General features: G+C 38.7%; 21 protein-coding genes. 20 read left to right on the top strand and 1 reads right to left on the bottom strand.

The genetic code is table 11. The features are described 5' to 3' along the window. The first annotated feature begins 15 nt into the window (after positions 1-15). The 20 genes from EO112_RS01825 (at position 16) to rsmA (ending at position 21,595) form a co-directional block, all read left to right on the top strand. Positions 16-1,332: a tetratricopeptide repeat protein gene (locus EO112_RS01825; protein ID WP_127162631.1), complete on the top strand. Its 1,317-nt coding sequence runs from the start codon at positions 16-18 to the stop codon at positions 1,330-1,332. Further along, on the top strand, positions 1,329-1,490 hold the full coding sequence (locus tag EO112_RS01820) for a sel1 repeat family protein (RefSeq protein ID WP_127162629.1): 162 nt from the start codon (positions 1,329-1,331) through the stop codon (positions 1,488-1,490). Before EO112_RS01825 ends, EO112_RS01820 begins: the two co-directional genes overlap by 4 nt. A 275-nt stretch (positions 1,491-1,765) precedes the next feature. Beyond that, positions 1,766-3,139: a bifunctional UDP-N-acetylglucosamine diphosphorylase/glucosamine-1-phosphate N-acetyltransferase GlmU gene (glmU, locus tag EO112_RS01815; protein WP_127162627.1), complete on the top strand. Its 1,374-nt coding sequence runs from the start codon at positions 1,766-1,768 to the stop codon at positions 3,137-3,139. A gap of 115 nt (positions 3,140-3,254) precedes the next feature. Further along, on the top strand, positions 3,255-4,208 hold the full coding sequence (locus EO112_RS01810) for a ribose-phosphate pyrophosphokinase (RefSeq protein ID WP_009372162.1): 954 nt from the start codon (positions 3,255-3,257) through the stop codon (positions 4,206-4,208). 1 nt (position 4,209) lies between these two features. Continuing rightward, complete coding sequence (gene pth / locus EO112_RS01805) at positions 4,210-4,788, top strand: aminoacyl-tRNA hydrolase (protein WP_009372201.1); 579 nt, start codon at positions 4,210-4,212, stop codon at positions 4,786-4,788. Positions 4,789-5,046: 258 nt separating this feature from the next. Next, complete coding sequence (locus EO112_RS01800) at positions 5,047-5,235, top strand: hypothetical protein (protein ID WP_009372189.1); 189 nt, start codon at positions 5,047-5,049, stop codon at positions 5,233-5,235. A gap of 320 nt (positions 5,236-5,555) precedes the next feature. Beyond that, positions 5,556-5,753, top strand: coding sequence for a hypothetical protein (locus EO112_RS01795; protein WP_009372177.1), 198 nt, complete (start codon positions 5,556-5,558; stop codon positions 5,751-5,753). Positions 5,754-6,006: 253 nt separating this feature from the next. Further along, positions 6,007-7,503, top strand: coding sequence for an aminotransferase class I/II-fold pyridoxal phosphate-dependent enzyme (locus EO112_RS01790; protein ID WP_127061351.1), 1,497 nt, complete (start codon positions 6,007-6,009; stop codon positions 7,501-7,503). 42 nt (positions 7,504-7,545) lie between these two features. After that, positions 7,546-8,226, top strand: coding sequence for a thymidylate kinase (locus EO112_RS01785; protein WP_126941107.1), 681 nt, complete (start codon positions 7,546-7,548; stop codon positions 8,224-8,226). 222 nt (positions 8,227-8,448) lie between these two features. Then, a complete protein-coding gene (locus tag EO112_RS01780) occupies positions 8,449-9,492 on the top strand; it encodes a hypothetical protein (protein ID WP_127162625.1) in 1,044 nt (347 codons plus the stop codon). Further along, positions 9,492-10,337 carry a stage 0 sporulation family protein gene (locus EO112_RS01775; protein WP_009372216.1) on the top strand — a complete coding sequence of 282 codons (846 nt, stop codon included), beginning with the start codon at positions 9,492-9,494 and terminating at the stop codon, positions 10,335-10,337. Before EO112_RS01780 ends, EO112_RS01775 begins: the two co-directional genes overlap by 1 nt. Next, positions 10,327-11,046 carry a tRNA1(Val) (adenine(37)-N6)-methyltransferase gene (locus EO112_RS01770; protein ID WP_127162623.1) on the top strand — a complete coding sequence of 240 codons (720 nt, stop codon included), beginning with the start codon at positions 10,327-10,329 and terminating at the stop codon, positions 11,044-11,046. Before EO112_RS01775 ends, EO112_RS01770 begins: the two co-directional genes overlap by 11 nt. Further along, the gene (rsmI, locus tag EO112_RS01765; protein ID WP_127162621.1) at positions 11,039-11,905 is read left to right on the top strand and encodes a 16S rRNA (cytidine(1402)-2'-O)-methyltransferase; all 867 of its coding nucleotides are present in this window, start codon (positions 11,039-11,041) and stop codon (positions 11,903-11,905) included. Before EO112_RS01770 ends, rsmI begins: the two co-directional genes overlap by 8 nt. Beyond that, positions 11,898-13,847 carry a methionine--tRNA ligase gene (metG, locus tag EO112_RS01760; RefSeq protein WP_127162619.1) on the top strand — a complete coding sequence of 650 codons (1,950 nt, stop codon included), beginning with the start codon at positions 11,898-11,900 and terminating at the stop codon, positions 13,845-13,847. The genes rsmI and metG overlap by 8 nt, the downstream gene beginning before the upstream one ends. Further along, positions 13,847-14,614, top strand: coding sequence for a TatD family hydrolase (locus EO112_RS01755; protein ID WP_009372192.1), 768 nt, complete (start codon positions 13,847-13,849; stop codon positions 14,612-14,614). The genes metG and EO112_RS01755 overlap by 1 nt, the downstream gene beginning before the upstream one ends. Before the next feature lie 69 nt (positions 14,615-14,683). Further along, a complete protein-coding gene (locus tag EO112_RS01750) occupies positions 14,684-16,246 on the top strand; it encodes a Ppx/GppA phosphatase family protein (RefSeq protein ID WP_127162617.1) in 1,563 nt (520 codons plus the stop codon). Between the two features lie 10 nt (positions 16,247-16,256). After that, entirely contained in the window at positions 16,257-18,377 is a 2,121-nt protein-coding gene (gene ppk1 / locus EO112_RS01745) for a polyphosphate kinase 1 (RefSeq protein WP_127162614.1), read from the top strand. A gap of 631 nt (positions 18,378-19,008) precedes the next feature. Next, positions 19,009-19,659, top strand: a complete 651-nt coding sequence (locus EO112_RS01740) for a G5 and 3D domain-containing protein (protein ID WP_009372246.1) — start codon at positions 19,009-19,011, stop codon at positions 19,657-19,659. A 527-nt stretch (positions 19,660-20,186) separates the two neighbouring features. Then, positions 20,187-20,723 (top strand): ribonuclease M5, encoded by a 537-nt coding sequence (rnmV, locus tag EO112_RS01735; RefSeq protein ID WP_127010890.1) that lies wholly within the window; start codon positions 20,187-20,189, stop codon positions 20,721-20,723. Between the two features lie 8 nt (positions 20,724-20,731). Continuing rightward, positions 20,732-21,595 (top strand): 16S rRNA (adenine(1518)-N(6)/adenine(1519)-N(6))-dimethyltransferase RsmA, encoded by an 864-nt coding sequence (gene rsmA / locus EO112_RS01730; RefSeq protein WP_127162612.1) that lies wholly within the window; start codon positions 20,732-20,734, stop codon positions 21,593-21,595. A 77-nt stretch (positions 21,596-21,672) separates the two neighbouring features. Here rsmA and EO112_RS01725 read toward each other — a convergent pair whose 3' ends face one another. Beyond that, positions 21,673-22,917 (bottom strand): sodium/glutamate symporter, encoded by a 1,245-nt coding sequence (locus EO112_RS01725; RefSeq protein WP_009372238.1) that lies wholly within the window; start codon positions 22,915-22,917, stop codon positions 21,673-21,675. Positions 22,918-23,192 lie beyond the last annotated feature (275 nt).

The raw sequence follows: 23,192 nt of genomic DNA, 5'->3' as shown, positions 1-23,192 counted from the left end.
GGATGGTAAAGTCATATGAAAAGAAAAATAAAAGCTAAACTGATATTATCTCGTGATAAGGAGACAAATACGATTGAAGAGTTACAAGAATATGGTGATATTGAGTTAATTGTATCGCATTTTTATTCTGGTAAGATACTGAATTGGCTACAAGTAAGAGGATATGGTTCCATTCCAGAGGAAGTCAACAACTTAGATATAAATGATGAGAATAGCTTAGTACCATTAATGAATGTTCTTGGTATCAATGACAATAGATACCTGGATATTATAACGAAAGTGAAGCATAAAGAAGTCTATATTAAGTCAATTGTAAATAAGGATACAATGAGATTATATGAACTTTCTCAAAAAGCAAAGCGAAATGGTTGGATGGATGTGTGTGATACATATTACAATATGATTGAAGATCCCAACTTAGAAGAGAGTAAATTATATAATTTTAAATTTAAAGTTTTTTTTAGTGATTATTGGTATGCAGATCATAAACAATTTTCCATAGAATGGTACAAAAAAGCAAGTATGCTGGGTGATGTACATGCAATGGCTATCTATGGTATGTTACTATATTATGGGTATCATGGTAATGAAGATAGAAAATTAGGGTTAGAGCTACTAAAGGAAGGTGCAGAGGCAGGTATTGGATTATGTTTAAATGCACTAGGGAGCTATTATAAGGGTTACGATAATATAAAGGCATTTGATTATTATCAAAAATCATATAAAGCAGGATATTGTATTGGAATTTACAATTATGCAAGATGTTATGATGAGGGAATCGGAACATTAGTAGATAAAAAAAGAGCATTTGAGTTATTTTCTAACGGGGCAGAGACTAACATTGCTGATTGTGTGAGAGCACTTGGTTGGTATCATCAATACGGTAAGTTTGTTAATGCATCTGCTGAAAAGGCATTTGAATACTATAAAAAAGCAGCTGATTTAGGATCATCACAAGCTTTGTATCGTACGGCTCAGTGTTATATAAATGGTGAGGGAGTAAGTGTTGATAACGAGGCTGGAATTGCAATGTATGAGCGAGGTGCACGTTTACAGCATGGGGATTGTTTAACAGCATTAGCTTTTGCATATATTGATGGAGAGATTGTTGACAAGGATTTAACTAAAGCTTTTAAATATCTTCACACAGCAATGGAACTTAATAATCCGTGGTCATTTAATCTATATGGATGGTGTTATGATACGGGGACTGGAGTAGAAAAAAATCAAGTTTTAGCGAGAGAGTATTTCTTAAAGGCATCGAAGTTAGGTCAAAGACAAGCAATGCGTAATTTAGGTCTTTACTATGAGAATGGATATGGGGGGCTGTGAATCAGGAAAAAGCCTTTAAATACTATCTTATGTCTGCAGAAAAGAATCATAAAGACGGAATAAACGATACTATACGATGCTATAAAGAGGGCATTGGTGTATCGGTTAATACGGAAGAAGCAAGAAAGTGGGAAGAGAAGTTAAAAGAGCTCAATTAGTAAGCGATTGTTTAAGGGAAAGTTGAATGATTTCAGCTTTCCTTTTGTTATATGTAGAAAAATTTGTCATAGACTCCACAAAAATGGTGAAATAAAGAAAAAGTTACATTCTATTCCATAAAATAGTAAAATCATTGCAAAATATGTTATAGAATCCATAAAACAATAAAGTGTTAGGAGATACATACTATAAATAACAGTCGAAAAATCTCCCGCAATATGGTATGCTAATTTATATATGATTATTACTATGTCAACAATAAAGGTGGATGCATATGAGTGAATTAGTTGGTTTGATTTTAGCGGCCGGTAAAGGGACGCGCATGAAATCTAAACTTCCGAAAGTATTGCACAAAGTAGCTGGTAAAGCTATGGTGGAACGTGTATTAGAAGCGGCTCAATCTATAGGGGCGAAGCGCAATGTGGTTATCGTCGGTTTTGGTGGTGATGATGTGAAAGCCTACTTAGGTGACCGTGCGGAATACGTCACACAATTAGAGCAAAAAGGCACAGGTCATGCTGTACAACAAGCAGAATCTGTATTGGGCAACCATGATGGTCTCATCTTGTTGTTGTGCGGTGATACACCATTAGTAACGCAAGAAACATTGGAACAATTGTTGGCGCACCACAAAGAAACAGGGGCGGCAGCCACAGTATTAACAGCCTACATGGACAACCCATATGGGTATGGCCGTATCATTCGTAATGATGCTAAGTCTGTAGAACGCATTGTAGAAGAAAAAGATGGCAAACTAGATGAATTAAAAGTGCACGAAGTAAACACAGGTATGTACATTTTTGATTCTAAAGAATTATGGCCTTGTTTAGAACAATTGTCAGATGACAATGCACAAGGTGAGCTATACATTACAGATGTGGTGAGTATTCTTGTACGAGCAGGAAAAACGGTAAGTGCATATATGACTATGGATAGTGATGAGTCCTTAGGGGTAAACAGCCGTTTGCAGTTGGCACAAGCAGAGTTAATTTTGCGCAATCGCACCAACTTAGCGCTCATGGAAGCTGGCGTGACTCTAGTGGACCCTCATAGTACATATATTGCTCCAGAAGTGGTGGTTGGACCAGATACCATTATTTATCCGAATACAACGCTAGAAGGCAATACGGTGGTAGGAACGAATAATATATTGGGGCCAAATACACGCTTGTCCAACGTAACAGTAGGAGATAATAACCATATCCATGATTCTTATGCACATGATTGCGAAATCAAGAACGATACGGTGATTGGTCCATTTGTTCATTTGCGTCCAGATACTGTGTTGTCTGACAAAGTGAAAATTGGTAACTTTGTAGAAGTGAAAAATAGCGTGGTTGGTACAGGTACAAAACTTCCGCACTTGTCCTATATTGGCGACAGCGATGTAGGATCGAAGGTGAATATTGGTTGCGGAACTATCACGGTGAACTACGATGGTAAAAAGAAACATCGAACTATCATTGAGGATGGCGTATTTGTGGGTTGTAACTCTAATTTAGTAGCGCCTGTAACGATTGGTAGTGAAAGTTATGTGGCTGCAGGTTCCACTATAACGAAGAATGTGCCAAACCGTGGATTAGCATTCGGACGGGCTCGCCAAGTGGTCAAAGAGAACTGGGTAACAGATGATACTTTCAAGAAATAACAATGTGTAAAAAAAATGATAAAATAGTTTACACAAAATTGAGAAAATGAAGTACAATATACATAGAGCCTTTGTGCATCAAATTGTAAGTCAATTGTTTTAGAGGAGTAATGACATGACATTAGAAGATGGTAAACGACTCAAAATTTTTACAGGTAATGCAAATCCAGCATTAGCCAAAGAAATTTGTGATTATTTGGACCTTCCAATAGGAGAAGCCTTTGTAGGTCGCTTCAATAATGGTGAAGTACAAGTCATGATTGATGAAAGTGTACGTGGTAAAGACGTATTTATCGTACAACCAACTAGCTATCCAGTGAATGATAATGTAGTTGAGTTGTTCATCATGGCAGATGCTTTGAAACGTGCATCAGCTCGTCATATCACAGCCGTTGTACCATATTATGGATATGCTCGCCAAGATAGAAAAACTCGTGGTAGAGAACCAATTACAGCAAAATTAATGGCAGACTTATTACAAACTGCTGGTGTGACTCGCCTTGTAACTGTAGATCTTCATGCAGGTCAAATTCAAGGGTTCTTTGATGTGCCAGTAGACCATTTAATGGGGGCTTCCATTATTGCAAACTATATTAATGAAAAGAAAATGGAAGATGTCATCGTTGTATCTCCAGACCTTGGTGGTGTAACGCGTGCCCGCGATTTAGCGGACCGTATTGGTGCACCAATTGCAATTATCGAGAAAAAACGTCCACAACCAGGTGTTGCGAAAGTAATGAACTTAATTGGTGATGTACAAGGTAAAAACTGTATCATTATTGACGATATTGTAGATACAGCAGGATCGCTTGTAGAAGGGGCGAAAGCATTACAAGAATTTGGCGCTAAATCTGTAACCGCTTGTGTGACACATGCAGTATTAACAGATCCAGCTTGCGAACGTATTGCTAACTCCAACATTAAAGAGTTAATTGTAACAAATACAATTGATATTCCAGAAGAACGTCGATTACCTAATATTACAGTACTGTCCGTAGCTCCTTTATTGGGAGATGCGATTTTACGTATTTTCCGAGAAGAGTCTGTAAGCTCTTTGTTTGATAAATAAGATGAAGTTAATAGTTGGACTTGGAAATCCAGGTAGGGACTATGAGGGAACTCGTCATAATATCGGATTCATGGTAGTGGATGCTATTGCTGATGGAGTGAGTCATACACCATGGAGAGAAGATTATAAAGCGGAACTCTGTTCATGCACGATAGCGGGCGAAAAAGTATTGTTGGTAAAACCGCAAACATTTATGAACCTTAGTGGTGAGTCTGTAGGTCCTTTAATGCGATATTATAAGCTTACACCTGAGGATGTTTATGTTATATATGATGATATGGACTTACCAGTTGGGAAGATTAGAATTCGACCAAATGGAAGTGCAGGTGGACACAATGGGATCAAGTCTATGATTAGTCATTTAGGAACGGACGGTTTTCCACATTTTCGTTTTGGCATTGGTCGACCTTTGCCTGAGTGGACCGTTGTAGATCATGTATTATCACGATTTCCAGAAGAACAACAGGATACAGTAAAGAAGGGCGTTAAGGCTATGATGAAAGCTGTTCTTGGTTGTGTAGAAGTAGGTATCGATAAAGGAATGAATCTATATAATCCTAAAAAAGGACGGCCTCGTTAAAAAAATCAGAAACAACCAAAATAGAGCATTTGCTCTATTTTGGCTTTTCTTTTGCATATATCGTGTATATGAAAGTGATTTTGATTAATCCTTGCATGACTTTTGAATTGATGAAGGAATTCAATCAAATAAATTCACTATATATGTGTTTTCATCTTGAAATTATGAAAATAAAAGTATATACTAAATCTAGAGCAGTATAATTAGTATTTAATGTGAATCGTCTTTATTTTTACTTATTGTGAGGGAGGCATTATCATGAAAGGTAATAATTGGGGCGGCAAGCGGGCTGGTGCAGGTCGCAAAAAATCCTTATTTGAACGTAAAGGACGTACATTTCGTTTGACTGATGCTGAATTTTTAGAAGTTAAACCATTAGTGGACGCAGTACGACGTCGTACTGAAGAAGCAATGTTGGCTACATTAGCATCTAAAAGTAGAAAATAATTGTATGTTCAATACTATCGGTTTTAATTAGCGTAAACGCTTTTGATTACAAGTTAGTATGGAAAATCGGCCCCTTTTGGGGGTCGATTTTTTTAATATATTTTATTCTATAGAATAAGCTTGACAATATCGAAAAAAATCGTTATAATATTAATTAACATAGCAATATAGTCTGATGCTAGTTAAGATATGTATACAAATGGATGCTTATTGTAAACATTCTTATGACGGACTATTAGCTATGGTGGTTAAACCCGACCACGGAAGGATCCAATTTTGGAAATGAATTCAAATAATTACTACACAAATGGAGGTTAGCAATGAGCTTAATTAAAAGTTTATCCAACCGCTTGTCTGTGCTAGGATATAGTGGTTACGAAATTTCACAAATTATCAATAGTGCAACGGGCGGTCAAGACATCAATGCTTTGACTAGTCAAGATTTACACCAAGTGGCAAATACAATGGAACACTATGTGCAAGCAGGTTCCCAATACGTTGCGGAATATAGTAAATAATCAAAAACTGTTACAGTTTGTAAGAAATTACAAATTGTAACAGTTTTTTGTTTCTTAAAAAGCTAGAAGATAGTATATTACATATAAACTTTATAATCATGCAGTGTATAATATCCTTATGTAATATGGTGGAAATCTACAATTAGATGGTGATAGAATACCTTGAATCGATGTACAGAGTAAGGTAGAATACTAAATAGAGTATGTAGATCTATAAATTTAATAATATTGTAAAAGAATCAACAGTAAATATATGAAACAAAGGTTAAATCAAAATCGACTTCCTTTTGTGGAGTCTTTAGAACAATATAAAAAACAACATATGGTGCCTTTTCATACTCCTGGTCACAAGATTGGTAAGGGAGCTCCTGCATTACTCACAGAGTGGATGGGAAAGGCCTTACCCTATGATTTAGGCTTAATGTATGCTATCGATGATTATCATGAGCCAGAGCGTGAATTGCTGGAAGCACAACAACTGGCAGCACAGGCCTTTGGAGCCGATCATACATGGTTTTCTATTAATGGAACATCTGGTGCGATTCAAATGATGATTATGAGTGCAGTGAAAGAAGGAGAATCCATCATCATTCCTAGAGAGGCTCACTGTTCTGTTCATAATAGCTTAGTATTGAGTGGAGCTAAACCTATCTATATGAAAGGGCGCTTTCATCCGCGCTGGGGCATACCAGTAGGGGTTACAGCGGAGGAGGCCATCGCTACGATGGATGCACACCCAGAGGCAAAGGCTATATTGCTAGTACATCCTAATTATTATGGCGTGGGCATAGATGCAAAACGAATTGCAGAGGTAGCTCATGAAAGACATATGCTAGTGTTAGTGGATGAGGCTCATGGACCACATCTTGTATCATCTTTAGGAATGCCAGAGCCAGCTTTAGCGAGTGGAGCAGACTTAGTCGCTCAAAGTACACATAAGTTATTAGGGTCTTTAACACAGACCTCGATGCTCCATGGACAGGGGTCTCGTATTGATGTAGACCGTATTCAACGATTACAACAAATCTTGATGAGCACTAGTCCGAATTATATTTTCTTAGCATCTTTGGATATGGCACGCCATCAATGGGTTACAGAGGGACAATCTCTCATGAAAGATACATTGAACTTAGCTCGTACTTTGCGAAGAGCTCTGAATGAGATTCCTGGCATTGCTTGCCCTAGTGTTGAGGACATAGAAGGTGCTTTCAGTTTGGATGAGACTAAGATTATTATTGATGCAAAGAACCTTGGACTGACTGCACAAGAGTTAGAACGAGAGTTGCGAGCCCGTCATATTGAAGTGGAACTCATGAAAGCCTACCATGTCTTGTTATTGATTACCATAGGTGATACGGATACATCTATACAACAGGTCATAGATGCAGTGCAGGATATTTCGGATCTATATAGACACAGGATTGAAAGTATTACTAACTCTATTGATTTTTATGCAAGTACAGTAGAAACATTACCCACACCAATCGTGGCACTTTCACCACGGCAAGCATTTTATACAGAGATGGAAGAAATCCCTTTACCACAAGCCCTAGGGCGAATTAGTGGGGAAACGATTACCTATTATCCACCGGGAATTCCTTGTCTAGGTGTAGGTGAGACTATAACGGAAGAAGTATTGGCATATATGAAACAGAAACAATGTGATGGGTATGTACCGAATGGTGCTAGGGATCGCCAGTTGCAGACAATCCTCGTGTGTAAAGATAGAGAGATAGAGGTACGGGATTGACAGAGTATACGAGAAGAATTGTGATGTCATAAGGAGATTTATATGGGACAATTAATTATTATTGAAGGCGGCGACGGCAGTGGTAAGGCCACGCAGACAGCAAAATTATTGGAACGACTAAAAGCAGAAGGATACCCAGTACGGTCTGTAAGTTTTCCTAATTACGATAGTCCAGCAGCAGAACCAATTAAAATGTACTTGCGAGGAGACTTTGGAAAAGAGGCGAACTCAGTGAATGCCTATGTGGCTAGTACGCTCTATGCCATAGACCGATTTGCATCGTATCGCCAAGATTGGCAACGCTTTTACGAAGAAGGTGGCATCATTATTGCCGATCGGTATACTACATCGAATATGGTGCATCAAATGATAAAGTACACTGATAAAAAAGAACGAAATACGTTTTTACAATGGCTTGATCAATTAGAGTACGATTTATATGGGTTACCAAGACCTGATGCAGTGATTCTATTAGATATGCCACTATCGTTGTCCAAAGCGTTGTTAGCAGAACGCACAGGCAAAACCGGTGGCAATACGGGTGATATACATGAACAGGACGCCTCTCATTTGACGGCGGTTCATGATGCTTATGATATGTTGGTGAATGCCTATGATTGGCACCGTGTGCACTGCGAGAATGAAAGCAATCAGTTGCGCACTATTGATGACATTCATGAGGAAGTGTATGGTATTGCAAAACAATATATATGTAAAGGCTAGTCCCTAGCTAATAAAATGTGTCGTACCTATTCACTAGTGTGAATAGTATAATCATGGATAGTCTGTTATGGTATGATACATGTTCAAAAAAGGATATGATAGAAACACCACATGGAGTGCAAATATTTTGCCGAAATCATGGGGTGTTTCTTCTTTTATTCGTGTATTTATTGCCATAACATGCTATAATAAAGGGTAGTCTTATGAGGTAAAGGAGGATGTATGTCATTTTTTGAAACTGTACTTGGTCAACACCAAGTGAAAGAACAAATTACTACATTAATCCGAGATTCTGCTTTGCCCCATAGCTTACTGCTCTACGGAGAAACAGGTTTAGAGTCGACATCCATGGCCATTGCCATTGGGTCCCTATTAGTGGGACGTCAGATTTTTTCTCCTGATGAAGGACGAACTTTTTTATCTACTATAGAGCAACAACGCATTGAGTCTGGTGAAAGTGAGAGCGCAGTCAAAGATAAAGGATTGCCAATCTATATTGATCAAGGTCAAGCCTTTTGGATTCGCCCTATGAAAACACAGCTCAGTGTGGAACAATGGTATACCTTATTAGAGAAGTATATCAATGTATCTAGTGATACACCGCGGGTGGTTATCGTAGAAGGTTTTCAGACAGCCAATACTGTCTTAGCGAATGCGATGCTAAAAACGATTGAAGAACCACCACGGAATATGTATTTTATCATTGTCACTACCAATATCGACAATGTACTACCCACCATCGTGTCACGATGTATGCTTATCGGTATGCAACCAGTGCCAGAAGAAGAATTGGTACAAGCCCTAACTAAAGAAGGGTATACAGGAGATATTCGACGTGCTGTGCGAAGTGCTCGTGGAAATCCAACATTAGCTCGTCAGTGGGCGCAGGCTGGTGGTATTGAAAGTTTAGAAAAGGCTATGGAAGTACTAGAATGCGTAGTAGAAAGAAGTCATTTCTTTACTACCTTATCTCTATCCTTTGAGGGACTTTCAAAAGAAGTAGTACTCGATATATTGAGCTGGTTACGTGTGTTAGCAAGAGATATGCTAGCCTTGCGATATGGTACAGAGAGTGAAAAGATAATACTAAGTGAGTATAGATTCCGTATGCAAATGATTTTACCACGATGGTCATCAAAATCTTTGCAACGAATTGTGCCCATTACATTAGAAGCAGAACAGGCGTTGCGCCTTAATGTGCGCTTAGGCCTTGTTATAGATGGAGTTATATTAGCCTTAAGGGAGGCTGTGAAGGAGGATATATAGTGGTTACTATAGTAGGAGTACGCTTTAAAAAAGCTGGCAAAATCTACTACTTTAGTCCAGGGTTTGTAACCCTTACGACAGGAGATGGGGTCATAGTAGAAACCTCTCGTGGTTTGGAATTTGGGGAAGTCGTAATTGGACCACGAAAAGTATCGAAAGATAGCGTGGTGCAACCGCTGAAAGAAGTGACACGTAAAGCCACGCCAAAAGATTTTAAACAAGTAGAGAAAAATAGAGAGCGAGAAGAAAAAGCTTTTGAGATTGGACTAGAAAAAATCGCTTATCGTGGATTGCCTATGAAATTAATCAATGTGGAATACACATTTGATATGAATAAAATTGTATTTTTCTTTACTGCAGAAGGTCGAATTGACTTCCGAGAATTAGTAAAAGATTTGGCTAATGTATTCCGTACGCGCATTGAATTGCGACAGGTTGGTGTGCGCGATGAAGCAAAAGTATTAAATGGAATTGGTGCTTGTGGACGTCCATTATGCTGTGCTAACTTCTTAGGCGATTTTGCGTCTGTATCTATTCGTATGGCGAAAGATCAAAATTTGAGCTTAAATCCAACAAAAATTTCTGGCATTTGTGGTCGCTTGATGTGTTGTTTGAACTATGAAAATGACTCCTACCTAAAAGGAGGAGACTTGTATTCGCAAAAAGTAAAACAACCAGCTCCTGTAGCAGAGCCACCTGGTATCGGTAAAGAAGTAGTCACCGATGAAGGGTTAGGAAAAGTTTTAAAAATCAATACTATGAAAAAGACAGTAAAAGTACAATTAGAAGCGGGACGAACTATCGACTTACATTGGTCGGAAGTGGCATTGCCGGATGAAGAGTAATATTACAATCACAGAATTATTACTAAGTGGGTTTCAGTTGTTTCAAGACGAAAAAGAGTTTAAGTTTTCTATTGATGCTATTTTACTCGCTCATTTTGGAGAGGCAAAACCCAATAAGAACTATTTAGAATTAGGTACAGGCACAGGAGTGATTCCCCATGTATTGTACCATCGTGGAGCTCGTCATGTAGTGGGGGTAGATTGTAATTCCTCTGTGATTGAGTTAGCTCAGAAAAGTGTGATTCATAATGATATTGCAGATGCTGTATCTATGGTGGACCTAGATTACATGACCGATGATGGCAAACCGTATTATGGTCAGTTTGATGGTATCTACATGAATCCGCCCTATTTTGAATCGAATAGTGGACTTCTATCACAAGAAGAAAGTATAGCATTAGCCTTACATGAACAACAACACTCTATGAAAGATAGATTGGTACAAGCTCAACGGTATTTAAAATTTGGTGGCACACTGTGGATGATTTATACAACCCCACGGTTAGAATCCTTACTGAGTGCTATAGAACAGACTCAATTTAGGGTAAAACGAATGCGCTTTGTTCATGGTAACCAAGATAAAGTGAGCAAGTTAGTATTATTAGAATTAAAATATGGTGGAAAACTAGGTATGATGGTTGAACCACCTTTGTATATTTACGAAGTGGATGGTTCCTATTCAGATGAGGTACAAGCATATTATGAGTAGTCATAAAGGGACATTATTTTTAATTCCCACACCCATTGGGAACTTAGAAGATATGACCTATCGGGCTGTGCGTACATTACAAGAAGTAGATGTGGTAGCAGCGGAAGATACGCGTCATACAGGGGTATTATTACAACATTTTAATATTGCTAAGCCTATGATTTCCTATCATGAACACAATAAAGCGGAGAAGGGGGCTGACCTCATCCAGCGTTTATTGGATGGTCAATCCATCGGTTTAGTCAGTGATGCGGGGATGCCTGCTATTTCTGATCCCGGTGAAGATTTGGTGAAAGAGGCTATCGATGTGGGGATACCCATTGTTCCTTTACCAGGTGCGAATGCAGGTTTAACGGCGCTTATCGCATCAGGGCAAAACACAAAGGAATTTCACTTCATAGGTTTTTTGCCGAAACGAAAGCAGAATGTAAAAGAGGTGTTATCACGGATTGCTACCTATGAAGGAACGCTGATTTTCTATGAAGCTCCCCATCGTATAGAAGAAACTATCCAAAACTTATATGAAGGGCTGGGGAATCGCCCTATCACAGTAGGTCGTGAACTGACGAAAAAGTTTGAAACTTTTACACGAACTACCTTGCTAGCGTTACGAAATGATTTCGGTCAAATCGTAGAAAAAGGGGAATTTGTCCTCTTGGTGGGTGGCAAGGAGACTGTGACAGATGAAACGAAGGTGGAGGAAGTAGTGCTTTCACCACTAGAGGCAGCCTTAGCCTTAATCGAAGAAGGGGTGCCAAAAAAAGAGGCAGCCCGTCAAATTGCAAAAGAGCGTGGCCTTTCACGGCGCGATATATATAATGAAATTGAATGGTATAGTAAGGAGAGAACAGATGACTAAGAAGCCATATTATATTACGACACCAATTTATTATCCAAGTGCGAAATTACATATTGGGCATACATACTGTACGTCCATTGCTGATACAATTGCTCGTTTCAAACGCAGAGCTGGCTATGATGTGCGTTTCTTAACAGGCTCTGATGAACATGGCCAAAAGATCCAACGTATGGCGGAATCTATGGGGATTACTCCTTTAGAATATACAACGCAAATCGTTGATGGATTTAAACATTTGTGGGAAAAATTGAATATTTCTCATGATGATTTTATTAGAACTACAGATGAAAGACATATCAAATATTGCCAACATTTATTCCAAAAAGCATTCGATAATGGAGATATTTACAAATCTTCATACGAAGGTTTATACTGCGTACCATGCGAAACATTCTGGCCAGAATCTAAATTAGGTCCAGAAAAAACATGTCCTGATTGCGGTCGTCCATTAGAAGTAGTACAAGAAGAGAGTTATTTCTTCCGCATGAATAAATACGCTGATCAATGGTTCAAATTTATAGAAGAGAATCCTGATTTTATTCAACCAGAATCTCGTCGTAATGAGATGATTCAATTCGTGAAACAAGGCCTAGAAGATTTGGCAGTATCTCGTACTAGCTTTAACTGGGGCATTCCAGTACCATTTGATGAAAAACATGTTATGTACGTATGGTTTGATGCGTTGATTAACTATATTTCTGCTTTAAACCCATTGGATGAAAACAGCAATTTATTTGAAACGTACTGGCCTGCAGACTTGCACTTAGTAGGTAAAGAGATTGTGCGTTTCCATACGATCATTTGGCCAATTATGCTCATGAGTCTTGGCTTGCCATTGCCGAAAAAAGTATATGGTCACGGCTGGCTTGTAGTGGATGGTACAAAAATGAGTAAATCCTTAGGTAATGTAATCGACCCAATTCCATTGATTGATACTTACGGTTCTGATGCATTGCGTTATTTCTTGGTGAATGAAGTACATTTAGGCAATGATGGTAATTTCAGTTTGCCTAACTTTATTACGAAAATCAATGCAGACTTGTCCAATGACCTAGGCAACTTGTTGAATCGTACCGTAGCGATGATTGAAAAATATCATGGTGGTATCATTACAAAACATGCGCCAACAGAAGATGTTGACAAGGATTTAATTGCTCTAGCTGAGCAAACAGTAAAAGACTACGAACAATTGATGGAAGATATGCAGTACAACAAAGCCTTTAAAGCTGTGTGGGCGTTCATTGGTCGTACGAATAAATACATCGATGAAACGATGCCTTGGGTATTGGCGAAAGGTGCCAACGAAGGCGATGCAGAGCGCTTAGAAGCCGTGATGTATCATTTGGCAGAATCCTTGCGTATTATCGCTGTCTTAGTGGATCCAGTGATTCCAACAGGGGCTCCTAAAATTTGGGAACAACTTGGTTTACAAGGGTTTGCACAAGCTATGCTAGATGATGTACGCACATTTGGGGCTCTTCCGACTGGTACAAAAGTAGTAAAAGGAGATCCAATCTACCCACGTTTTGAAATTCCTGAAATGGTAGAAGTGGCGCCAGAAGCTGCAGAAAAATCCACTGAGGAAGCGGTAGATACTAGCAATATTCCACCGATTAAAGAGACCATCGAATACGATGATTTTGCAAAATTAGATTTACGGGTAGCGAAAGTATTGACTTGCGAAGCGGTGAAAAAATCTAAAAAATTGTTGTTGTTTACCTTGGACTTAGGTATTGAAACACGCACCGTAGTGAGTGGTATCTCTCAATTCTACAAACCAGAAGACTTAATTGGTAAAAAAGTGATTTATTTGGCAAACTTAGCGCCGAAAAAAATCATGGGCCATATGTCAGAAGGTATGATTTTATCCGCTTCTAATGAAGAGGATCAATTAGAAGTAACCAATATTGAATCCTTAACTCCAGGAAGTGTGGTGAGATAATGCGATTGTTTGATACACATGCGCATATCAATGATGAACGATTTGATAATGATCGGGACCAGATGATTCAAGACTGTTTTGACCAAGGCGTAGAGTATATTATGTGCCCTGCTGTGGATCGTCAAACAGCAGAGTCTGCCATTGCTTTGGCTGAACAGTATGACCGTGTCTATGCAGCGGTAGGTGTGCATCCACATGAATCTAAAGATGCCACAGAAGAAGACTATGCATGGTTTAAACAAATGGCGTCCCATCCTAAAGTAAAAGCCATTGGCGAAATCGGTTTAGACTATTACTATGATTTTTCTGATAGAGATGTGCAAGCAGAGTCTTTCAAACGCCAATTAGCCATTGCGAGAGAAGTGGATTTACCGATTATTATCCATGATCGTGATGCGCACGGGGCTATTCGAGATATGCTAGTAGAACATGGGAAAGGCAATTATGGGGTCTTCCATTGTTTTTCTACCAGTTTAGAAATGGCAAAAGAATTTATTAAAATGGGCTATTATATTTCCTTTGCCGGACCTGTAGTATTCCCTAAATCTACGAATCTAAAAGAAGTAGCGAAGCACATTCCATTGGACCGTTTGCTCATCGAAACAGATTCCCCCTATTTGACGCCACCTCCATTTAGAGGGCGTCGCAATGATCCATCTAAAACACAATTTGTGGCTCAAGAAATTGCTCAATTGCGTGGTATGGATGTAGAAGAACTAGCTGCTATTGCCTTAGAGAATGGTAAGCGTTGTTTTGGTATTGAGTAATATAGAATGAGAAAGGCACTTTCACAGTAGCATATACGGAAAGTGCCTTTCTGTGTACATAGGAGACCTATGAAACGAGTAGCATTAATAGATTTAGGATCAAACTCAGTACGGTTTGTCATTTCAGAAATTACAGATTCAGGCAGTTATCGCTTGGTATATCAACAGAAGGAGTCCATTCGCCTCAGTGAGGGTATGTGGACTCATCAAATGTTGACAAAACCTGCTATGGAACGGGCCATTAAAACATTGAAAGCCTTGTCGCATATGGCAAAGGCTATGGGAGTTACAGAGATTCAAGGTATTGCTACAGCGGCTGTGCGATTGGCCACAAATGGTAATAGCTTTATTCGTCGTGTATATGCAGAAACAGGGATTCCTTTACGTGCCATTAGTGGAGAGGAAGAGGCATATTTAGGATTTTTAGGCGTTGTCAATACCATAGGATTAGATGATTTTATTGTATTTGACCTTGGTGGAGCTAGTATAGAAATTAGCTTAATTGAAAATCGACAATTAAAAAAATCTGTTAGCCTTCCTATGGGGGCTCTTGTGATGACAGGACAATTTAAATCGGGTCATGAGTTTACAAGTGCCGAATACGAAGCTATGGTGGGTTATATCCAAGAGGTATTACATCGTGAAAGTTGGTTGAAACATACCAAATTACCTCTTATTGGAATTGGAGGGACAGCCCGAAATATTGCAAAAATGGACCAACGGGAGAAAAATTATCCTATCCCTAAATTGCACAATTACAAGGTAAAAAAAGCGGGTATGGAGGCTTTGTTTCATCGGGTGAAAGAAACACCGTGGGAGGAACGGAAAAAGATTTCTGGGTTATCTGCGGAACGGGCCGATATCATCGTAGCAGGTATGGCCATTATTATGGAATTGATGGAGTATACAAGGGCATCGTCCATGATTGTCAGCGGTTGTGGCTTGCGGGAAGGGCTATTCTTTCAGTATTATGGAACTAACTATTCAGCAGAGAAGTATGGGCTACCATGTCTTCAAAAAAATGGCGTTGTAGATGATATTGTGACCCACTCTACTTTGAATGTGCTGCGCTCTTTTACACCTCATGATGTGGACCATTCCCTATACATTGCGAAACTGGCAAAACAGATTTATAAACAATGGAAAGAACTAATGCCAGAAGGAGAGCGCTTAAAATTAATCTTGAAAGTAGCTTCTTTGCTCCATGATTTAGGAAAGCAAATCAACTATTATAGCCATGCAAGACATAGTGCGTATATGATTATTAATAGTAATCTCTATGGATTATCTCACCGAGAACAACTACTCAGTGCTTTTATTGCATCCTATTCCCATGGAGCAAACAGTAAATTTATTAAGCAGTCTCCGTATCTCTCCGTACTAAAAGAAGGGGATCGAGAGATGATACAAAAATTGTCCTTTCCCTTAGCCTTAGCAGAAGCTTTTGAAGAAAGTCATGAACGTACTATACGTTCCTTTCAAACGTATATTACAGATAAACAAATAGATATGCATGTTGAGGTGAAAGAATTAAGCCATATTTCTATGATGGAGATGGCTATCGAAAAATTAAAAAAGCAGTGTAAGAAAGAATTTAAACGTGAATTAGTGATACATTGGAAAGTTCGTTAGGAGTGATACTATGAAAGACTTTGATAATCCAAAGTATTATTTTAATCGTGAATTGTCTTGGCTGAAGTTCAACCAACGAGTCTTGCAAGAATCTATCGACAGAAGTAATCCACTCATGGAAAAACTACGATTTCTGACCATTGGCAGCTCTAACCTAGATGAATTTTTTATGATTCGCGTATCTGGACTGCGTCATCAAGAGCAGAGTGACATTATTAAATACGATGCCGCCCATATGGATGCCAAAGCACAATTAAAAGCCATCAGTGAGGCTACAAAAAAATTAGTATCCTTGCAATATATGTACTTTCACGATATTCTAAAACGATTACAAAAAGAAGGTTTACACTTTATCAAAGTTAAAGATTTGAAAGAAAGTGAATTACATTGGTTATACCAATATTTTCGTACGCATATCTTTCCCGTCGTTACGCCACTAGCTGTGGATGCGAGCCATCCCTTTCCATTCTTGGTGAATAAAACATTAAACTCGGTGGTGAAGATTCACCCTATCCATGATAAGGATCAAGAGAAGATGGCTATTTTGCCAATTCCCTCTGTATTGAATCGAATTATTGAAGTACCGAATGATGTGCATCGTCACTTCGTTATGTTAGAAGATGTCATCAACTATTATTGTGAAGATTTCTTTGTGGGTCATCATATCGATTCCTTTACCACCTTCCGTGTCACACGTGATGCGGATTTAGACATCGAAGAAGAAGCAACGGATTTACTGCGGGAGATTGAAAAATCTCTTCGACGGCGTCGTCGTGGTGAAGTGGTACGTGTGGAAGTATGTGAACATTACGATCCACAGTTATTGGAATTTGTTTTGCAAGGATTGCAGGCAAAAAAAGAAGCCGTTTATATAGCAGAAGGAATCTTAGACGTAGCCTCCTTTGGTGAGTTTTGTAATTTACCTGGCTACGACCATTTGCGATATCCTGCTTTTACACGACGAGAACTTCCTTGCGTAACGGAGCGAGGGACTTCAGCTATCTTTGATTATATCCGCGAAAAAGATAGACTCTTGCACCATCCATTTGATTCTTTTTCCGTGGTGGAAGAGTTTGTGGCTAGAGCAGCTGTAGACCCTGATGTACTGGCTATCAAGCAAACCTTGTATCGTGTCAGTGGGGATTCTCCCATCGTAGCAGCGTTGGTGAAAGCAGCAGAGCTAGGCAAACAAGTTACCGTGTTGATGGAAGTTAAAGCTCGCTTTGATGAAGAAAATAATATTATTATGGCACGGCGTTTAGAAAAAGCTGGCTGTCATGTTATTTATGGCTTAAGAGGGCTTAAGACGCATTCCAAAATTACTATGGTGGTCCGTAAAGAAGGCGATGTACTACGCCGATATATGCATTTTGCTACAGGCAATTATAATGGGAAGACTGCTAAATATTATACAGACTGTGGCTTATTGACCTGTCGTGAGTCCTATGCAGATGATAGTTCCCTATTCTTTAATACCATCTCTGGATATGCAGAATCACAGCAGTGGCAGCATCTTATTGTAGCTCCATTGACTTTGCGATCGTCTTTAATGGATTTGATTGAGGGAGAAATTCGTGCTGTAGAACAAGGTAAGGGCGGGCATATCATTGCAAAGATGAACTCTTTACTAGATAAAGAAATCATTGCTAAGTTATACGAAGCTTCTTGTAAGGGGGTCAAGATTGATCTCATCGTTCGTGGTATATGTACCCTTAGACCGGGGATTGAGGGGGTTAGTGACAATATTACTGTGCGATCCATTGTGGGGCGATTCTTAGAACATCATCGTATTTTATATTTTAAGAATCATAGCGAGAGTCCCTATTATATTTCTAGTGCTGATTGGATGCCACGGAATTTAAATGATCGAGTGGAATTAATGGTTCCTGTAGAAGATATGGCTTTACAGAAAGAATTACAACACATTTTAGAAGTTTACTTAGCGGATAATCAAAAAGCCCATGTCATGCGAGCTGATGGTTCTTATCGTAAGGTCATTGCTAAAGAAGATAAGGTATGTGCCCAACTTTCATTTCTGAATCCTAAGGATATGGAGACAACAGAAGGTATAGCCGCATTAGGCGTGTGGGAGCCAATTTTAGAATTTGACAGTACTGATCATGCTAAGTAAAGGCATAGGACTGGAAATACTTTGCAGCATATTAGATATAAGTATATACCATGTTTTAAAAGATTATGAAAGGTACTCAAAGGATGTCTATATGCGTGAAAATGTAGTGAATAAATAGTCCATGATAGCAGTAAAATAAGATATAATTGATGAAATTAGCTGTAAATAACACGATTCGTGAAATTTATGGCTAATTTTTTTAAATGTACTATGGACAAATTATGATTTTTAGGAATGGGGTATTACTAAAATGCGTATCATATCAATTTTGCATTATCAATAGAACAGGGCTATTTTAAAAATACAATATATACAACCTAATCATAGATTGTATGCTATATGATGCTTATGGATATAGTTATACACATACTTTCTGATGGGTGTCAGTTAAGGGTCTATTATATGTTAAAACTATAGATAATTCAGTAATTATCAAAATGAGAATATTTGAGCATGATTAATAGCTGAATTAATCAAAATAAAATGTCTTTATATAGTGGACTAAAAATGAAGAGAGAATTCATTTTTAAATAAATAATATACTAAAAAATGGCTTTAATGGGCGTTTTTGGAGCGTATGTTTGACTTTATCTATCCATCTATGGTAGAATGCCAACCATGGAGGTAATAGATGACAAATCAATTAATACAGAAAAAGCAAAAAGCAGTGCTTATGCTCACACTGTTACTAGTAGTCTTTGTTACAGTCTCAGGCTTTATGTGGAATCATGGATTCCAAACTACGAAGATAGAAACACGAACAGTAGAAGTGCCAGTAGTGGTACAATATGAACGAGTAGATACTTTACCAAAAGGTGAAGAAAAAGTTTTACAAGAGGGTACAGTAGGACTTGATGAAGTGGAAGAAGAAATTCACTATAAGCAAGGCGATGTGATAGACACAAAAGAATTACAACGTAAAACGATTACTCCAATGCAACCAAAAGTGGTTCAAGTTGGTACTCGAGAAGTAGAAGTCTCACGTTCTTATGATCGTGTGAGAGAAGTCATTACAATGGAGGCTACAGCATACTTGCCAACAGATGGTGGTGGAGATGGTATTACTGCCACAGGTATTCGTGCTCGTCATGGAGTAGTAGCTGTAGATCCTAATGTGATTCCTTTAGGAACACGAGTATATATACCTGGATATGGTGAGGCCATTGCTGCCGATACAGGTGGAGACATTGTTGGGAATCGTATTGATGTAGTGTTAGAAGACTATGGATCTGCCATGCAATTTGGACGACGCACAGTAGATGTGTATATCCTTTCTTCTTAGTCTATGTATCTATGGCGTTTTATTTTTAACTTTATATTGATAGAAGAGCACGGCATACTTCTTCACAAACAACACTATAGAATGAATTATTACTTGCAACGATATTCTGTCTTGTGACAGTTTGTGGATAAATGAATAAAGGATAGACCGCAATACACCCCCTCAGAAACGGTATTTCATAATGTTTCTTCGGAGGTATATTGCGGTCTTTTGAATATAGATTTATAAAGATAAAGAGTCACAAGACACTCCGCTTATAACTATATTTTTCAGGGGTATACTTAATGGTTGTGTTGCAAGTATCTATGTAGAGTAACGTATGCCGTGTTCTTCTATAGTTTAAAATTTTAGTGGTGAGGAACGCCATAGACTACTACGTCTAATTGCGTTCGTCTCGGGGGGGGGAGCGTTATTTGGCAATTTTTGGCTATGTGTGGTTTGTTGTTAGGTGTAGTATGATTTGTTAGAGCATGCTATAGGTTTCGATGTATGGTATAATAATAGAATACGATATTGTGGAGGAGCTTATGTTAAAACAGGTCTTGGTGGTTGAGGGAAAATCAGATATTCAACGGGTGCAACAAGCCTTAGAGGTGGAGTGTATTGCTACGGAAGGGTTTAATTTGCGTAAGCCTGTGCTCAGTCGGATTAAGGATGCCTATGAAAAGAGGGGTATCATTATTCTGACGGACCCAGATTATGCAGGTGAACGGATTCGTCGTTTTTTGACGAAGCGATTCCCTTTGGCTCAGCATGCCTTTGTACCACGTGAAGAAGCCTATGCCAATGATGATATTGGGATTGAGCAGGCAAGCCCTGAATCCATCCGTAAGGCCTTAGAAGTGCTTCATATAGAATCTATGGAATCTTCAGAGTTGTTTACGATGCAAGATTTAGTACAACATGATTTGAGTGGAGGTCCTAGTAGTGCTGCTATGAGGGCTCGTATTGGTGCTAAGCTGGGTATAGGCTATGGGAATGGGAAGCAGTTTTTGTATCGATTAAATCATTACGGTATCAGCCGTGAAGCATTTTTTGAGGCACTTTCAGAAGAAATACAGTAGGAGAATACATGATAGAATCAGTCATTGCAAGTCCAGAGGTTGTACATTATATATGTAAACGGTTTGGCATTCAAATGAGTAAAAAATTAGGGCAAAATTTTTTGATTAAGCGCACTGTGGTGGATAAGATTGTGCAGGCTGCGGAATTAGAAGTAGGCGATGCAGTGTTAGAGGTAGGTCCTGGGATTGGTACCTTAACGCAAGGTTTGGCACAAAGTGGGGCTAATGTTACGTCTGTAGAGCTAGATAGACGTTTGTTAGAGGTCTTAGACACGACCTTAGAGGCATACGATAATGTACGCATCATTCATGGGGATGTTTTAAAAGTCAATATCCCAGAATTAATGGACCATAAACCGTTCAAAGTAGTAGCGAACTTACCATACTATATTACGACACCAATTATTATGTCTTTGCTGGAATCTAAATTACCTATTGAACGATTAGTGGTAATGGTGCAAAAAGAAGTGGCAGAGCGTATGATTGCTAAGCCAGGTACAAAAATGTATGGCGCTTTATCGGTGGCGGTACAATATTATACAGACCCATATATTGTCATGGATGTGCCACCTAAGGCGTTTTTACCGGCGCCTGAGGTGACTAGTGCCGTGATTTGTTGTCCATTGCGCAGTGAACCACCTGTGAAAGTCTATAGTGAAGCGTATTTCTTCCGTGCTGTGAAAGCAGGCTTTGCACAACGGCGTAAGACGTTCAGCAACACAATGAAGACCACTGGGCTGAGCAAAGAAGCTATTGAAGCTATTTTGGCAAAAGCTAATATTGATGGATCACGTCGTGGAGAGACATTTACATTAGATGAATTTGCTCTCATCGGCAATGCTTGGTATGAATTGGAGCAAAAGAATACATAAGTACAATATTAAAAAAGGATTCCACAACAGAGGTTGTAGAATCCTTTTTCGTTTAGGGTAGTATATGGGAGAATTGATTAAATCAATTTTGCCATAAATGTGATTAAGAATGCGTTAGTAAAGTCGATGAGGAAGGCACCTACTAAGGATACGACTAACCATGCTTTTGGAGATGGACCGTATTTAGAAGCCAAGGATAACATGTTAACTAAAGCATTTGGTGTAGCACCTAGACCGAAACCAATAGCACCAGCACCTAACATAACGGAATCGTAGTTGCGTTTGAACAACCAGTAGATTAAGTATGCGAAGATAGTAATCAACACCATTTGTGCTGCTAAAATTGCCATTAAAGGTAATGCTAAATCAACTAATTGTGCTAATTTCAAGCTATTGATGGCCATCGTAACGAAGATACTCAAGGAGACATTAGAAACAGCATCTAGTGCAGCACTGTTGATTGTAATATGACCAGTGAAGTCAGCATAATTTCGGATACATGCACCGACGATCATTGCCCCGATGTAAGCTGGTAATGGACCAAATACGGAAGATAGAAGGGCACTCACAAGTGTACCGAGACCAAGAGAAATACCTACGAAAGCAATGACATGCATCAAGGAATGTAAGTCGAATAATTTACTTTCACTATCGGATTCATTAATATCAATACCGTCAGCTTCTAATAATTCAGGATGATCTACTGGAGTAGGGACATTGTGCATTTTGATGATACGGTCACCTACAGGAGCACCTAATAATGTACCAGCCACCATACCGAAGGTAGCGGCTGCGATAGCAGCGGAAGCCACGCCAGGGATACCTGTTAATTCTTCAAAGTGAGGACCGAAGGCACCTGCTGTACCAAGACCGCCCATCATAGAAACGGAACCAGCCATAATACCAAAGATTGGCTCAATACCCATTGCTTTCGCAATTAAGATGCCAGCGCCATTTTGGAAGACAATCCAGATAGTACACACAATCCAGAAGAAGATAATAGCGACGCCACCTTTTTTAAGTACGTTTAGACTTGCCATAAGACCGATAGTGGTAAAGAAAGCCAACATTAAGAATGATTGCAAAGCACCATCGAAGGTAATGTTTACAATTTTATAATAAGATAAGAATGCACATAAGAATGCAAATGGTAAACCACCTACGGCTGGTGCAGGCATGCTCACACGCTGTAAAAATGGAGAATGTTTTTTGATAAATTCCCCTAAATACAATGTGACAATAGCTAATGCCACCGTTTGAATCATGGACAGTTTTAATGTCCAGATTCCATTGACTAGACTCAAGTCGATAAGACCTTTCATAGTACAACCCCCTTTGGAATAAGAAGCACATTAGATAAAACTTATGTCTTTATCATAGCATGAAATAGGGGTGTTCGTCATAGTGATTTTTGGCACTATAGTGCTTTGTATGCGCTCTTTTCATAGATAGTAAATACAATAGAAAATAGATTAATTGTAAACAATGACAGTATAAATTCTATAGAATGTAGAGAAATAAGTAGATAGTGGCATATAGATAATAATGCATGATGTATACATACCAATATTATAATGAAAAAAAATCATAAAATTAA

The organism is Veillonella sp. VA141 (genome assembly GCF_003992175.1).
GTDB lineage: Bacteria > Bacillota > Negativicutes > Veillonellales > Veillonellaceae > F0422.
The sequence above is the reverse complement of the archived record's forward strand: the minus strand, read 5'-3'. Positions and strand labels throughout refer to the sequence as shown.

Excerpts from the sequence above, each read along its gene's own strand:
- EO112_RS01740 (WP_009372246.1), top strand. The coding sequence starts at position 19,009 with ATGACAAATCAATTAATACAGAAAAAGCAAAAAGCAGTGCTTATGCTC.
- metG (WP_127162619.1), top strand. The coding sequence starts at position 11,898 with ATGACTAAGAAGCCATATTATATTACGACACCAATTTATTATCCAAGT.
- EO112_RS01790 (WP_127061351.1), top strand. The coding sequence starts at position 6,007 with ATGAAACAAAGGTTAAATCAAAATCGACTTCCTTTTGTGGAGTCTTTA.
- EO112_RS01770 (WP_127162623.1), top strand. The coding sequence starts at position 10,327 with ATGAAGAGTAATATTACAATCACAGAATTATTACTAAGTGGGTTTCAG.
- rnmV (WP_127010890.1), top strand. The coding sequence starts at position 20,187 with ATGTTAAAACAGGTCTTGGTGGTTGAGGGAAAATCAGATATTCAACGG.
- rsmI (WP_127162621.1), top strand. The coding sequence starts at position 11,039 with ATGAGTAGTCATAAAGGGACATTATTTTTAATTCCCACACCCATTGGG.
- EO112_RS01750 (WP_127162617.1), top strand. The coding sequence starts at position 14,684 with ATGAAACGAGTAGCATTAATAGATTTAGGATCAAACTCAGTACGGTTT.
- EO112_RS01795 (WP_009372177.1), top strand. The coding sequence starts at position 5,556 with ATGAGCTTAATTAAAAGTTTATCCAACCGCTTGTCTGTGCTAGGATAT.
- EO112_RS01810 (WP_009372162.1), top strand. The coding sequence starts at position 3,255 with ATGACATTAGAAGATGGTAAACGACTCAAAATTTTTACAGGTAATGCA.
- rsmA (WP_127162612.1), top strand. The coding sequence starts at position 20,732 with ATGATAGAATCAGTCATTGCAAGTCCAGAGGTTGTACATTATATATGT.
- ppk1 (WP_127162614.1), top strand. The coding sequence starts at position 16,257 with ATGAAAGACTTTGATAATCCAAAGTATTATTTTAATCGTGAATTGTCT.
- EO112_RS01785 (WP_126941107.1), top strand. The coding sequence starts at position 7,546 with ATGGGACAATTAATTATTATTGAAGGCGGCGACGGCAGTGGTAAGGCC.
- EO112_RS01725 (WP_009372238.1), bottom strand. The coding sequence starts at position 22,917 with ATGAAAGGTCTTATCGACTTGAGTCTAGTCAATGGAATCTGGACATTA.
- EO112_RS01825 (WP_127162631.1), top strand. The coding sequence starts at position 16 with ATGAAAAGAAAAATAAAAGCTAAACTGATATTATCTCGTGATAAGGAG.
- EO112_RS01755 (WP_009372192.1), top strand. The coding sequence starts at position 13,847 with ATGCGATTGTTTGATACACATGCGCATATCAATGATGAACGATTTGAT.
- EO112_RS01800 (WP_009372189.1), top strand. The coding sequence starts at position 5,047 with ATGAAAGGTAATAATTGGGGCGGCAAGCGGGCTGGTGCAGGTCGCAAA.
- pth (WP_009372201.1), top strand. The coding sequence starts at position 4,210 with ATGAAGTTAATAGTTGGACTTGGAAATCCAGGTAGGGACTATGAGGGA.
- EO112_RS01780 (WP_127162625.1), top strand. The coding sequence starts at position 8,449 with ATGTCATTTTTTGAAACTGTACTTGGTCAACACCAAGTGAAAGAACAA.
- glmU (WP_127162627.1), top strand. The coding sequence starts at position 1,766 with ATGAGTGAATTAGTTGGTTTGATTTTAGCGGCCGGTAAAGGGACGCGC.